Source organism: Pseudomonas sp. TSRC2-2, assembly GCF_049897785.1.
GTDB lineage: Bacteria > Pseudomonadota > Gammaproteobacteria > Pseudomonadales > Pseudomonadaceae > Aquipseudomonas.
On the sequence record NZ_JAFCWZ010000013.1, the window covers coordinates 212,135 to 225,771 of the forward strand.

Sequence of the window (13,637 nt, forward strand, 5' to 3'; positions counted from 1 at the left end):
AAAAAGATAGATGTAAGGAGATTCTTCAAAGCAGGAAGGATGTTTCCTATACAGCAACCTGTTGTTCTACAGGCACAAAAAAACCGACATCACTGTCGGCTTTTTTGTCGGTCACTGCTTCGGCGCTGGGGCCGGGGCAGTGGCTGGCGGAGTGGCTGGCGCTGGCGCCGCACTCCCCGGTTCCGCCGGTTTCGGTGCGGCGTCGTCGAACAGGTTCAAGCGTTCGCGCAACTCGTGTGCAGGCACCGGTTGCTGATCCGCCGGCAGTGCGTTCGGGTCAACCGGCGTCGCCGGAGCGGCACCGTTCTGGCCTTGATCCGCCGGCTTCGCAGCATCTGCGCCTTGCGCACCTTCGATCGCCGCCTGGGCCTTTTTGGTCAGTACGACAATGTCGATCCGCCGGTTGACCGGGTTGAACGGGTTTTTCCGGTCGAACAGTGCCGACGAGGCATAACCGACCACCCGCGCCACCTGCGCATCCGGATAACTGCCAGCGACCAAGGCACGGCGAGCCGCGTTGGCACGGTTGGCCGAGAGCTCCCAGTTACCGTAATCGCCGGTGCCGATGTACGGCTTGGCGTCAGTGTGACCGCTGATGCTGATCTTGTTCGGCACCGCTTTGATGGTGTCGGCCATGGCCAGCAGGATGTCTTCGAAGTACGGTTTCAGGCGCGCGGAACCTGAGTCGAACATCGGCCGGTTCTCGGCGTCCATGATCTGAATGCGCAAGCCGTTCGGCGTGATTTCGAAGAGGATCTGATCCTTGAATTTCTGCAGTTGCGGGTTTTCGTCGACCTTGTTCTGCAGTTCCTGCAGCAGCAGCTCAAGACGCTCCTTCTCGACCTGCTCGGCCATGCCCTCAACCTGATCGGTGTCGACCGTGACCTTGTCCGGCTGCGGCTGCGACTTCACTTCCGGATTAAGAGTGTTTTCCGGCGCCAGAGTCGGCGTGCCACCGAGATCGATGATGTACGGCGTGCCGCTTTCGGAGAAGCCGACCGGATCCTTGAAATAACCGGCGATGGCGATCTTCTGTTCCGGCGTGGCGGTGGACAGCAGCCACAGCACCAGGAAGAACGCCATCATCGCCGTGGCAAAGTCGGCGAAGGCGATTTTCCACGCCCCGCCATGGTGCCCGGCGGCAATGCGCTTGACGCGCTTGACGATGATCGGCTGATTATTTTCCATGACTTAACGACCGCGAACCGCTTGTTCCAGCTCGGCGAAGCTCGGACGGTGCGCCGGGTACAGAACCTTGCGCCCGAACTCGACCGCCAGCGACGGCGGCATGCCGGACGCCGAAGCCACCAGCGAGGCCTTGATGGCTTCGTAGACGTTCAGCTCTTCCTTGGCGTCGTGAGCAAGAGAATGCGCCAGCGGGCCGAAGAAACCATACGCCGCGAGAATACCGAAGAAGGTACCGACCAGTGCCGCGCCCACGTGCAGACCGATCGATGCCTGGTCGCCCTCGCCCAGCGAGGCCATGGTCACCACGATACCGAGTACCGCCGCGACGATACCGAAACCAGGCATGCCGTCGGCAATGCCATTGACCGCGTGCGATGGGTGCTCGAGGTCTTCCTTGAGGCTGTACAGCTCCATGTCGAACAGGCCTTCGAGTTCGTGCGGAGCCATGTTGCCGGAGGACATGATGCGCAGATAGTCGCAGACAAACGCAGTCATGCGTTCATCCTTGAGCACGGCCGGGTACTTGGCAAAAATCGGGCTCGCGGCGGCATCTTCAATGTCGCCCTCGATAGCCATCATGCCTTCGCGGCGGCTCTTGTTGAGGATCTCGTAGATCAGCCCGAGCACTTCCAGATAGAACGTGTGGGTGAAACGCGAACCGAACATGCTCAAGGACTTCTTGAGCACGTGCATCGTCATGTAACCGGGGTTGGCCTGGAGGAAAGCGCCGAGGGCCGCACCGCCGATGATCATCACCTCGAAGGGCTGGATCAGGGCGGCAATCTTGCCGTGGGAGAGCACGTATCCGCCGAGCACGCTCGCGAATACGACGATGATGCCGATAATTTTAGCCATAGGTAGAAAGTACTTACTGAGTCGGGTTCAAGGTCATATTCGGAAGTTAAAAAATCTCTTCTTCTACTTATCGGCAAAACTGCGCCAGACTATAGCCAGTTCAGGCGAAAAGCCAATTTAGCCCATGCCGGGCGCGTCTACAGTCAGTGAAGATCTCGTCCAGACATGGCTAATGAAACGAACATTCCATCGGTAAAACCGAGCACCCTCCAGGCTTGGGTCAAGCTGCTCGACAGCGTCCCCCTGCCCGTACCGCAAGAGGCTCACGACAAAGTCTGCCGGGCGATCCGCGACAATCGCAGCTCGCTGCGCGACATCGCCGATCTGATGCAGGACAGCCCGGCGCTGGCCTTGAGCATCATCCGTGAGGCGAATCGTCACACCCACGGCACCATGGCCGCGCCAGCGGAAAATCTTGAGGTGGCAATCAATCGCCTGGGCCTTGCGCGTACCGAAGAATTGCTCGCGCGCCTGCCTGCGCAACCGCACCGGCAGATCCCCAGGGCCTTGCGCCAATTGCAACTGATCAGCCAACACGCGACACAGCAGGCGAACGGTTTTTTTGCCAGTCGCCTGGCGCGGTTGTGGCAGGACATCCATTGGGGCAGCCTGCTGTTCCTGTCGCCGCTGTGGCCGTTGGCACTGACCTATCCGCAGTTGCTCGAAGAGTGGGAGCTGCGGGTGATTCACAAGGGCGAATCGGCGCGTGTGGTCGAAAAGCAATTGTTCGGCGTGCGCCTGTTGAAGATTGCCGAAGCACTGGTCCAGGCCTGGCACCTGCCGATCTGGGTCGAGCAAGGCTACAAATTGCTGCTCAGCGAGCAACGCGAACTGGTCAAGGTATTGCGCATCGCCCGCGACAGCGAACACCCTTTGCGGCAGCAAAACCGCCTCGACGACGACCCGACGCTACGGCGTTGGCTCAACCAGCCGGCCAACACTGTGCTGCTGGCCAACGGCCTGGCACTGTCGGCGCAACAGGCCTGGGACAGTCCGCACAGCAACCGCTGGCAGTACCTGACGAGCCTGTATCTGCAGATTTCCATGGATCAAGTGCAGCAGCAGTTGCACCAGCAAGCGGCGAGCAGCGCACGTCAGCACGCAATGCCTGATTTGTGGCACCCGGCGGTTTCGCTGATCTGGCCGTGGGGCACTCGTCGCTTGCCGGCCGGTATGCTCCCGGCAGCAGCGCCGAATGCAGATGATCTGGGCCAATGGCGTCGGCAATGTGCCGAGCTGCTCGCCGAGCCCAGCCGTTTCACCAATGCCATGAGCCTGACCGTCGCCGCCCGCGAGGCTCTGGTAGCGAGCGGCATGCGCCGGGTGATGATTCTGATGGCTGACCGCACGCACACGACCCTGCGTGTCCATCAAACTGCCGGCCTGCCGAAGGATGCAGCGGCGTTGAGCTTTGTCGTCAGCCAAAGCAAGGTCCTGCAGCGCCTGCTCGCTCAGCAGGCGCAGGTGCGCATCACGCCAGAAAACAACGCCCAATTCTCTGCCTTGTTGCCCGCGAGCCTGCGCACGCTGTTTCGCGGTGAACACCTGTTTCTGCGTTCATTGGTCAACAATGGCCGGGTGATCATGATCGTCGTCGCCGATCAGGGCGGCGGGCCGTTCGCCGACATCACCGTGCAGGCCTTCGGCAAAACCGCGCAGTGCGTCGAAAAAGCCCTGCACAGCTTTAGCAGCCGCGGCCAATGAGCCTGCGCTACAATCCTCCCCTTTGTGCTCTGGAGACCTCACATGTCTGACTTCTCTGGCTTGCCGCTCGTCATTGAGCCGAGCGATCTGCTGCCGCGCCTGGAGTCGCCGGAACTGATTCTGGTGGATCTGACCAGCCCTGCCCGGTATGCCGAAGGTCACTTGCCCGGCGCACGTTTTGTCGACCCGAAACGCACCCAGCTCGGCCAGCCGCCGGCGCCCGGGCTGATGCCGGCGAAGGCCGATCTGGAAGCATTGTTCGGCGAGCTCGGTCATCGCAAAGACGCGGTCTACGTGTTGTATGACGATGAAGGCGGCGGTTGGGCCGGACGGTTCATCTGGCTGCTCGATGTCATCGGCCACAATAAATACCACTATATAGATGGTGGCCTGCCGGCCTGGCTGGCGGACGGTATGCCCATGTCGATTCAGGTGCCCGCCGCGGTCGGTGGCCCGGTTTCGCTGACCCTGCACGATGAACCGACCGCCACCCGCGAATACCTGCAAAGCCGTCTCGGCGCCGCCGATCTGGCGATCTGGGACGCGCGCGGGCCGCTGGAATACTCCGGCGAGAAAGTCCTTGCAGCCAAGGGCGGCCACATCCCCGGCGCGGTCAATTTCGAATGGACCGCCGGCATGGACCAGACTCGTCAGCTGCGTATCCGCAGCGACATGCCGCAGATCCTCGAAAACCTCGGGATCACCAAGGACAAAGAAATCATTACCCACTGCCAGACCCATCACCGGTCGGGCTTCACTTATCTGGTGGCCAAATCCCTCGGTTATCCGCGGGTCAAGGGCTACGCCGGTTCCTGGGGCGAATGGGGCAACCACCCCGACACGCCTGTCGAGATTCAAGCTTCCAAGGAAAATCAATGAAAGAGCGTCTGTTTATCCTCAGCCAGTACCTGCTGCCGCATCACCTGCTGTCGCGTCTGGCTGGCTGCATTGCCGAGTGCCGCGTGCGCTGGTTCAAGAATGCTTTCACCCAGTGGTTCGCCAAACGTTATCAAGTGGACATGTCCCAGGCACTGGTCGAAGACCTGACCGCTTACGAGCACTTCAACGCGTTTTTCACTCGCGCCCTGAAAGACGGCGCGCGGCCGCTGGACGAAACCCCGGGCGCAATCCTCAGCCCGGCCGACGGTGCGGTCAGCCAGCTTGGCCCGATCGAACATGGTCGGGTGTTCCAGGCCAAGGGCCACAGCTTCAGCGTGCTCGAATTGCTCGGCGGTGATGCAGCCAACGCGGCGCCGTTCATGGGCGGCGACTTCGCCACCATTTACCTGTCGCCGAAGGATTACCACCGCGTGCACATGCCGCTGGCCGGCACCCTGCGCGAAATGGTCTACATTCCGGGCCGTATTTTTTCGGTGAACCAGACCACTGCCGAAAACGTCCCGGAGCTGTTCGCCCGCAACGAGCGCGTGGCGTGCATTTTCGATACAGAGCGCGGGCCGATGGCCGTGGTGCTGGTTGGCGCGATGATTGTCGCTTCGATTGAAACCGTGTGGGCCGGCTTGGTGACCCCACCGAAGCGTGAGCTGAAAACCTTCCGCTACGACGAAGCCGCACGCGCACCGATTCACTTGGAAAAAGGCGCTGAACTGGGACGCTTCAAGCTCGGTTCAACGGCGATCGTGCTGTTTGGCCCGGACCAGGTGAAGTGGGCCGAAGAGCTGGTGGCCGGTTCGCCAGTGCAGATGGGCCAAGGCCTGGCACTACCAAAAGCGTGACCCTGTTCGCGGAAGCAGCCGACGCTGCTTCCGCAAACTGCGGCATTTGCTGCTATGGTTTTGCTCATGAGCCAGACCAACTTTTCTCCCAAGCTGCGCGCTCCGACTCCCACGCAAACGCGCCTGTCGTTCTGCGACGCCAGCCCGCGTGATCTCAAGCGCTGGATCGCCGGCCTGCCCAAGGCCAACATCGGCGAAACCGCCCGCCTGCTCTATCAAGGCCTCGGCGAACTGAACCTGTTGCTCACTCCCAGCGACAATCGCCTGCAACTCTTGGAACTGCTGCGGCCCGAGGTGTATTTCGTCTGCCAGCATCTGGAACGGCACTTTCTCCATCAGGCGATCATGCTCGACGAGCGCTCGCGCAAGGTCAGCAACCTGTGTCAGGCGCTGCAAGGTCAGTTGGCCATCGGCTATAAACAGATCGTTCTGCGCATCCTGCCCAAATACAGCAAGGACCGCGCGACGCTGATCAGTACCGCCTTGCAACGCGCGGCGCATGCCCTCAAGGCGCAACTGGTGCGCGCCACGCAGTTGTACAGTTCACCGCCGGAACACGTGTGGTTTGAGTTGCATCAGTTGTATCGCAGCGCTGCGCAATTGCAGTTGCAACAACGGCGGCTGCGCGATGATCTCGCCTTTTTGACCAGCGAATTGAGCGTCGAACAGACCTACATCGCCGCAGTGCTATTGGGCAGCGCCCGTTGCAATCAATTGCGTCAGAGCCAGATTGCCCGGCTGGCCGAGGTGATCGAGCCGTGGAGCGCCCTGCTCAAGCCGCATCCGGGCCGCGCCGACGAGGGTTTGTTCGCCATCAGCCCGGAACTGGATGTTGGTCCACGCTATCGCAAAATGTTTCGCAGCGAACAACAAAACGCACTGCTGGGCTTCGACCCGCAAGCACTGGTCAAACAGCTCGAAACGCATTTGCTGCAGCAGCCGACGTCGACACCACTGCCTGTCTCTGCGGGTCTTAGCCTCGATACCCTGCAGCATCTGCATGCGACCTGGGGCCAAGCGGCGGAACGCAGCTTTCAGCGTATCGCCGGTCAAGGCACATTGACTGTGTGCGTCGGCATGAGCGCCCTGCACTTCCACCTCGGCGGCGAGCGCACCTTCAGCGAACTGCTCAAACATCCCGAGGCCCGCGCGGCGAATTTCAGCAGCGTGGTCGACCGAGGTGAAAAAGACAGCTGGAGCCAGGCCTTCGACGCCGCGCCGCAAGGCAACGAAGAGCTGTTGCCGTACGAGGAAATCCAGTACGACCAGTTGCCCGCAGACGAAGGCCCCGGCGAGGCGCCGAACTACCCGACTTACGCCTTGCCGGTGATCAACCATAGCCCCGGCGGTTATTGCCTGGCTTGGCCGAGCGAGGTGCCGGCCCAATTGCAGGCCGGCGAAATGCTCGGCATTCAGGACAGCGAGAATAAAGGCTGGAGCATTGCGGTGATTCGCTGGATCCGCCAGGTGCGCGGCAGCGGCACGCAGATGGGCATTGAACTGGTCGCGCCCCACGCGCAGCCGTGCGGACTGCAACTGGTTCGTAGCAAAGACGATCACAGCCAATATCTGCGCGGTTTACTACTGCCGGAAATCAGCGCGATCGACTTGCCGGCGACCGTGCTTGCGCCGCGCCTGCCGTTTCAGGAAGGCAACAAGGTGTTGATCAACACCCAGGGCGAGGAACACCGCGCCGGGCTGGATCGGCGGGTGGCGAGTACGCACAGTTTCAACCAGTTCGCCTATCGCTCGCTGGATCCTGCGCAGAATGGCGGGGGTGAAGAGGATTTCGATTCGTTGTGGAATTCGCTTTAAAGCAAAAGATCGCAGCCTTCGGCAGCTCCTACATTTGGAATGCATTTCCCTGTAGGAGCTGCCGAAGGCTGCGATCTTTGTGCTTTGTCAGTTACAACTGCCCGTCACGATCCCGGAAGCCCAGCAGATACAGCACACCATCCAGCCCAAGGGTGGAAATCGCCTGCTTCGCCGACTGCTTGACCAACGGCTTGGCGCGGAACGCCACGCCCAGCCCGGCGATCGCCAGCATCGGCAGATCATTGGCACCGTCGCCAACGGCAATGGTCTGTTCCAGGCGCAGACCTTCCTTGTGCGCCAGCTCCTTGAGCAAGTCAGCCTTGCGCTGTGCATCGACAATCGGCTCGATCGCCACGCCGGTGCATTTGCCGTCGACCACTTCCAGCTCGTTGGCAAACACGTAGTCGATACCGAGCCTGGCTTGCAGTTGCTTGGCGAAATAAGTGAAGCCGCCGGACAGAATCGCGGTTTTGTAGCCCAGGCGCTTGAGTTCGGCGAACAGGGTTTCGGCGCCTTCGGTCAGGCGCAGCGAAGCGCCGATCGAGTCGAGCACGTTGACGTCGAGACCCTTGAGCAGCGCCAGACGCTCCTTGAAGCTGGCGCGGAAATCCAGTTCACCGGCCATGGCGCGCTCGGTGATTTCGGAGACTCGATCACCCACGCCGGCCGCTTTCGCCAACTCGTCGATGACTTCTGCTTCGATCAGCGTCGAGTCCATGTCGAACACGGCCAGACGCCGGTTACGGCGGAACAGCGAGTCTTCCTGAAAGGCGATGTCGACGTTCAGTTCCTGCGCAACGCTGAGGAATTCGGCGCGCAGGGCCTGCGGATCGGCAGCTTCGCCGCGCACGGAAAACTCGATGCAGCCCTTGCCCTTGTCGGCCGGCGTATCCAGCGGCATGCGCCCTGACAGACGGTCGATATGGTCGATATTCAGGCCATATTTAGCGGTAATCGCGCTGACAGCTTGCAATTGGCCGGCGGTGACTTTGCGCGTCAGCAGGGTGACGATATGGCGTTTCTTGCCCTGATTGTCCACCCACTGCTGATAATCCTCTTCGGACACCGGGGTGAAACGCACTTGCTGATCCAGTTCGTAACCCTTGAACAGGATGTCCTTGAGCACCGACTTGCCTTGTTCGGAATCGGGAATTTCAACCAGGATGCCGAACGACAGGGTGTCGTGGATCACCGCCTGACCGATGTCGAGAATGTTCACACCACCTTGTGCCAGAACACCGGTGATGGCCGCCGTCAGACCCGGACGGTCGACTCCCGTGATGTTAATCAGGACGATTTCGCGCAACGCGCACCCCCGCAACTGGAAAAAAACCGCATTCTACCCACTTTCAGTGACCATCGGGCACCGCGAGCGCTTTGCCGGTCTGGGGCCTGTCGCTATACTGCGCGTCAACTTCACGGACAAAGAGCCGAGCTCAAGTGAACCGGCCCACGCCAGTCAAAACCGATAACTTCTTCCTGCTGATCTTTCGTGCACTGCGCCATCGCCGTGTACCGATTGCATTGCGCATTGCCAGCCACAACGTGATCCTGGTCGCTCTGGCCCTGGTGATCTATGCCGGGGTGATGGGGCTGCAATTCAAGCAGGCCATGCACGAGCAGGCCGATGCGCTGGGCGAAAGCCTGACCACGCAGACCGCCACCTCCGCCACCGAGCTGCTGGTGTCCAACGACATCCTCAGCCTCAACGTGCTGCTCAACAACCTGACCAAGAACAAACTGGTCGCCCACGCGGCGATCTACAGCGTGGACAACCGCATCCTCGCAGAGTCCGGTCAGCGCCCCAAGCACAGCCTGCTGGGCGAAGCCGAGGGCATGTACGAGAGCAAGATCACTTTCCAGGACGTGACCGCCGGGCAACTGCGCATCAGCCTCGATATGGATCAGTTCCAGCAACCGATGACCATCAGCCTGCAGAGCATGGGCATTTTGAGCGCGATTCTGCTGGCGCTGTCACTGGCCCTGAGCCTGCGCATGGGTCGTCATCTGTCGACACCGCTGCTTCAACTGCGCGTGTGGCTGCGCCGGATCGACGCCTACACCCCGGGCATTGATCGTCAGGATGAAATTGGCGATCTGGCGCGCCAGCTGCACGCCAGCTACGCCCCGGAACCTGAGCCTGAACCTGAACCCGAGCCGGAATTTGTCGAGGAAGAAGACGAACCGGAATTCGAGGTGCGTAACCTGCGCGATCCAAGCTTCGACGAAAGCCGCCCGCTGGCCGCGAAGAAACCGGCACCGCGCCACTTGGTCAGCACCGTCGAAGACGATGATGACGATGACGCCTTCGCCGACCTTCGCGACGAATCGCTCAACGACGCCGCACAACCGCTCACGCGCAAACCGACTCCTGACGTGCCACAGCACACCGCCGTACTGGCCGTGCAACTCGGCTCGCAAGAGCAACTGCGACGTCTGCCTCGCGCACGCCTGGAAGAATTGCAGGAACGCTATCGCGACTGCCTCGAGCAGGCCGCTTCGCTGTATCAGGGCGAAATCGAAACCCTCAACGATGGCAGCACGCTGCTGCTGTTCCACACCGAAGACTGCGGCGACGATTACCTGACCAATGCCATCTGCTGCGGCGAACTGCTGCGCGCACTCGGTCACCAGTTGCAGATCGAAGTCGCGGACAGCGGCATCACCCTGCAATTGCAGCTGGGCCTGACACTGGGCGATGAGTTGTTTGGTTTGAGCCAGATCGACCTGCTGCTGACCGATTCGGCTCAGGATGCACTGGCCTTGTCGCAGCACAGCCGCAATCTGCTGCTGGTCGAGCGCAAGATCAGTGATGACGCGCTGATTCGCCAACGTGCGCGGATCCGGCCGATCGCCAGCCCCGAGGGCGCCTGCTGTGTGGAGCGGTTGATGGAGCCTTATCCATCGATGCTGGAGCGGCAATTGGCGCGGATGCATGAGCGCCGGGCGTAAGGCTTAGGCCCGATACGCAAAAGCCCGCAGACGAGTAATTGTCTGCGGGCTTTTTATTGCCTGTGCGGCCCCCTTCGCGAGCAAGCTCGCTCCCACATGTAATCGGCAGCGTGCAGACTCTGGAGCGAACCTGCTCGCGAAGGAGTCAGCGCTGACGACGAATAATCTGTGCCCCAGACACAACAAAGCCCGCACAAGGCGGGCTCTGTTCTGACTCGTTCCAGACTTAGAAGCGGAACACTTCCATGTCCGTACGAATCGGCGAGGCCATCGGGATCTTCGGTTGTTTCTCGGCTTCGGCCGCCGGTGCTGCCGGTTTGGCGTCCCGTTTACGCGGAGCCTCAGCCACAGGAGGCTGATTGGCCAACGGCTTGAGCGCGACCGACAACTGCTCGGCCAGACGCTGCAGCAGCATTCCCTGTGCCTGCACTTGCGAAGCGGTGCTGCCGGCGTGCAATTCCTGCAGATGAATGATGCGGTTATCGCGCACCTTGCCGCGGCGATCAATCAAGCGCCATTGCGCATCGAGAATCGCCGGTTGTTTCGCTCCGGAATCCAGACGGGTGATGGTCAGCAGCACCTGCACATCCGGAGTGAACCCGGCGGTAGCGGGCGCCAGCACCACACGCTGGCTGTCGAGGTGACCGGCGACCTGACGCATCAGCAATTGATCGATATCCGACGAAAGGCTGCCGGCCCAACGACCGTCGGTCGCCGCTTGCAGGCTGCCGTCCGGTTGACGTTGCAGCAGGGTTTCACGCTGAAGGTAATCGGCAACCACTACCGGCCCCAGCAAAACCGCCATGCCCGCGCTTTGCGCAGGCTGAACCGGACTTCCGCTGTCCAGTTGGTACAGCGACACCGGCTGGTGAACGCTGCAACCCGCCAGGCCAAGAACGCCGGCGAGCAACAAAATAAGGGGGCGTAGCGCAGTCATCATCCCGTCCAGGTGGCCGCCACAAGGCTGACCACAGTGAAAATACTCAATAAATATGAAGAACGCTCGGCCACGCCGGCGCTTGAAAGGCCATATCATCCGTGAATATGCGTTCCGACTCCAGCGCCAAAGCGTCGATCTACGTGTTTAATCGCAGATCGAGCGCTCTAGGAAGGCGTTCTCGTCTAATTGAGGTTTTCGACGAGCAGCGCATCGACCCGCTGAAAGCCCCTCGGAAGTTTATTTCCGCGACGACCACGCTCACCTTTGTAGTGTTCGAGGTCGTCGGCCTTCAGTGACAGGGTGCGCTTTCCGGCCTGCAATACCAGGGTGGCGCCCTCCGGCAAGACGGCAATGTCCGTCACGTATTCCTCGCGGCTGGCGACGCGTTCACCGGAAATACCGATGATCTTGTTGCCTTTGCCCTTACCCAATTGTGGCAGATCGCTGATCTTGAAGATCAGCAGGCGACCTTCGGTCGTGACCGAGGCCAGCCAGTTTTGCTCGCGATCGGCGACCGGACGCGGCGCGATGACCTTGGCATTGTTCGGCAAGCTCAGCAGCGCCTTGCCGGCCTTGTTCTTGGCTTGCAGGTCTTCGCCCTTGACCACGAAGCCGTAACCGGCATCGGATGCGATCACGTACAGCGAATCGTCTTCGGGCATCAGCACGCATTCAAACGTAGCGCCTGGCGGCGGCGTCAGACGCCCGGTCAACGGTTCGCCCTGGCCACGGGCCGACGGCAAGGTGTGCGCGGCGACCGAATAACTGCGGCCGGTGGAGTCGATGAACACGGCAAACTGGTTGGAGCGCCCCGCCGCCGAGGTCTTGAAGCCGTCACCCGCCTTGTACGACAGACCAGTGGCGTCGATGTCATGGCCCTTGGCCGAACGCACCCAGCCTTTTTCCGACAGCACTACGGTAACCTTTTCGTTCGGCAGCAGGTCGTGCTCGGTCAGCGCCTTGGCTTCAGCGCGCTCGACGATCGGCGAGCGACGGTCGTCGCCGTAGGTTTCGGCGTCTTTGAGCAGCTCGGTGCGCACCAGTTTCTTCAACTTCGCTTCGCTGCCCAGCAGGGCCTGCAGCCTGGCTTGCTCCTTGAGCAGCTCGTCCTGCTCGTCGCGCAGCTTCATCTCTTCCAGTCGCGCCAACTGACGCAGGCGGGTGTCGAGAATGTAGTCGGCCTGAATCTCGCTGAGGGCGAAACGCTCGATCAGTTTGGCTTTCGGGTGCTCCTCGGTGCGGATGATGTGGATCACTTCATCCAGATTGAGGTAGGCGATCAGCAAACCGTCCAACAGGTGCAGGCGACGCTCGACCTTGTCGAGGCGAAATTGCAGGCGACGACGCACGGTCTGAACGCGGAATTCCAGCCATTCGACCAGCAGCGCACGGAGGTTTTTCAGCTGCGGCTTGCCGTCCAGCCCGATGATGTTGACGTTGACCCGGTAGGTCGACTCCAGCTCGGTGCTGGCGAACAGATGCTGCATCAGCGCTTCATGATCGACGCGGCTGTTGACCGGGATGATCACGATGCGGCACGGGTTTTCGTGGTCGGATTCGTCGCGCAGATCAGCGATCTGCGGCGCTTTCGACGGTTTGGCCTGCATCAGCGCGGCGATCTGCTCCAGCACCTTGGCCCCGGAGACCTGATGCGGCAGCGCGGTGACGATGATGTCGCCATCCTCGACATGGTACACGGCGCGCATGCGCACCGAGCCCTTGCCGGTTTCGTACATTTTCAGCAGGTCGGCACGCGGCGTGATGATTTCCGCTTCGGTCGGATAATCCGGCCCTTGAATATGCTCGCAGAGCTGCTCGACCGTGGCTTTCGGCTCATCGAGCAGGCGCACGCAGGCGGTGGCGACTTCGCGCAGGTTATGCGGCGGTACGTCGGTGGCCATGCCCACGGCGATACCGGTGGTGCCGTTGAGCAGAATGTTCGGCAGGCGCGCCGGCAGTACCAGCGGCTCCTGCAGGGTGCCGTCGAAGTTCGGGCCCCAGTCGGCAGTGCCCTGGCCCAGTTCGCTGAGCAGCACTTCGGAATAACGCGACAAACGCGCTTCGGTGTAACGCATGGCGGCAAAAGACTTCGGATCGTCCGGCGCACCCCAGTTGCCCTGGCCATCGACCAGCGTGTAGCGATAGCTGAACGGCTGCGCCATCAGCACCATCGCTTCGTAGCACGCCGAGTCGCCGTGCGGGTGGAACTTGCCGAGCACGTCACCGACGGTACGCGCCGATTTCTTGTGCTTGGAATCGGCGTCCAGCCCCAGTTCGCTCATGGCGTAGACAATACGCCGCTGTACCGGTTTCAGGCCGTCGCCAATATGTGGCAAGGCGCGGTCCATGATCACGTACATGGAGTAGTTGAGGTAGGCATTTTCGGTGAAGTCAGCCAGCGAGCGGCGTTCTACACCGTCCAGGCTGAGATCAAGGGAGTCGCTCAT

Annotated in this window: 10 protein-coding genes; 5 read left to right on the forward strand and 5 right to left on the reverse strand. The window is 61.1% G+C overall.

Features of this window, described 5'->3' with window-relative positions; all coding sequences use genetic code 11:
• Nucleotides 1-111: 111 nt before the first annotated feature.
• On the reverse strand, nt 112-1,188 hold the full coding sequence (motB, locus tag ACP7D9_RS24970) for a flagellar motor protein MotB (protein WP_426159908.1): 1,077 nt from the start codon (nt 1,186-1,188) through the stop codon (nt 112-114).
• A 3-nt stretch (nt 1,189-1,191) separates the two neighbouring features.
• A complete protein-coding gene (gene motA, locus ACP7D9_RS24975) occupies nt 1,192-2,043 on the reverse strand; it encodes a flagellar motor stator protein MotA (protein ID WP_024011357.1) in 852 nt (283 codons plus the stop codon).
• 165 nt (nt 2,044-2,208) lie between these two features.
• Here motA and ACP7D9_RS24980 point away from each other — a divergent pair, with 165 nt between their 5' ends.
• From ACP7D9_RS24980 to ACP7D9_RS24995, 4 genes are all read left to right on the forward strand, one after another.
• Nucleotides 2,209-3,747 (forward strand): HDOD domain-containing protein, encoded by a 1,539-nt coding sequence (locus ACP7D9_RS24980; RefSeq protein WP_426159909.1) that lies wholly within the window; start codon nt 2,209-2,211, stop codon nt 3,745-3,747.
• A gap of 42 nt (nt 3,748-3,789) precedes the next feature.
• Nucleotides 3,790-4,626: a thiosulfate sulfurtransferase gene (gene rhdA / locus ACP7D9_RS24985; protein WP_426159910.1), complete on the forward strand. Its 837-nt coding sequence runs from the start codon at nt 3,790-3,792 to the stop codon at nt 4,624-4,626.
• A complete protein-coding gene (gene asd, locus ACP7D9_RS24990; protein WP_024011354.1) occupies nt 4,623-5,483 on the forward strand; it encodes an archaetidylserine decarboxylase in 861 nt (286 codons plus the stop codon). The genes rhdA and asd overlap by 4 nt, the downstream gene beginning before the upstream one ends.
• A gap of 66 nt (nt 5,484-5,549) precedes the next feature.
• On the forward strand, nt 5,550-7,298 hold the full coding sequence (locus ACP7D9_RS24995) for a molecular chaperone (RefSeq protein WP_426159911.1): 1,749 nt from the start codon (nt 5,550-5,552) through the stop codon (nt 7,296-7,298).
• Between the two features lie 91 nt (nt 7,299-7,389).
• On the opposite strand, the gene serB is transcribed toward ACP7D9_RS24995, so the two are convergent.
• The gene (serB, locus tag ACP7D9_RS25000) at nt 7,390-8,604 is read right to left on the reverse strand and encodes a phosphoserine phosphatase SerB (protein WP_426159912.1); all 1,215 of its coding nucleotides are present in this window, start codon (nt 8,602-8,604) and stop codon (nt 7,390-7,392) included.
• Between the two features lie 134 nt (nt 8,605-8,738).
• Between serB and ACP7D9_RS25005 the strand changes: the two genes are divergently transcribed.
• On the forward strand, nt 8,739-10,250 hold the full coding sequence (locus ACP7D9_RS25005) for an AhpA/YtjB family protein (protein WP_426159913.1): 1,512 nt from the start codon (nt 8,739-8,741) through the stop codon (nt 10,248-10,250).
• A 226-nt stretch (nt 10,251-10,476) separates the two neighbouring features.
• On the opposite strand, the gene ACP7D9_RS25010 is transcribed toward ACP7D9_RS25005, so the two are convergent.
• Nucleotides 10,477-11,187, reverse strand: a complete 711-nt coding sequence (locus ACP7D9_RS25010) for a PqiC family protein (RefSeq protein WP_101158966.1) — start codon at nt 11,185-11,187, stop codon at nt 10,477-10,479.
• Between the two features lie 185 nt (nt 11,188-11,372).
• Nucleotides 11,373-13,637 carry a DNA topoisomerase IV subunit A gene (gene parC, locus ACP7D9_RS25015; protein WP_426159914.1) on the reverse strand — a complete coding sequence of 755 codons (2,265 nt, stop codon included), beginning with the start codon at nt 13,635-13,637 and terminating at the stop codon, nt 11,373-11,375.

What these genes read in the sequence shown, in the direction of transcription:
- motB (WP_426159908.1), bottom strand. Translation starts at nt 1,188, where the DNA reads ATGGAAAATAATCAGCCGATCATCGTCAAGCGCGTCAAGCGCATTGCC.
- motA (WP_024011357.1), bottom strand. Translation starts at nt 2,043, where the DNA reads ATGGCTAAAATTATCGGCATCATCGTCGTATTCGCGAGCGTGCTCGGC.
- ACP7D9_RS24980 (WP_426159909.1), top strand. Translation starts at nt 2,209, where the DNA reads ATGGCTAATGAAACGAACATTCCATCGGTAAAACCGAGCACCCTCCAG.
- rhdA (WP_426159910.1), top strand. Translation starts at nt 3,790, where the DNA reads ATGTCTGACTTCTCTGGCTTGCCGCTCGTCATTGAGCCGAGCGATCTG.
- asd (WP_024011354.1), top strand. Translation starts at nt 4,623, where the DNA reads ATGAAAGAGCGTCTGTTTATCCTCAGCCAGTACCTGCTGCCGCATCAC.
- ACP7D9_RS24995 (WP_426159911.1), top strand. Translation starts at nt 5,550, where the DNA reads ATGAGCCAGACCAACTTTTCTCCCAAGCTGCGCGCTCCGACTCCCACG.
- ACP7D9_RS25010 (WP_101158966.1), bottom strand. Translation starts at nt 11,187, where the DNA reads ATGACTGCGCTACGCCCCCTTATTTTGTTGCTCGCCGGCGTTCTTGGC.
- parC (WP_426159914.1), bottom strand. Translation starts at nt 13,637, where the DNA reads ATGAGCGACTCCCTTGATCTCAGCCTGGACGGTGTAGAACGCCGCTCG.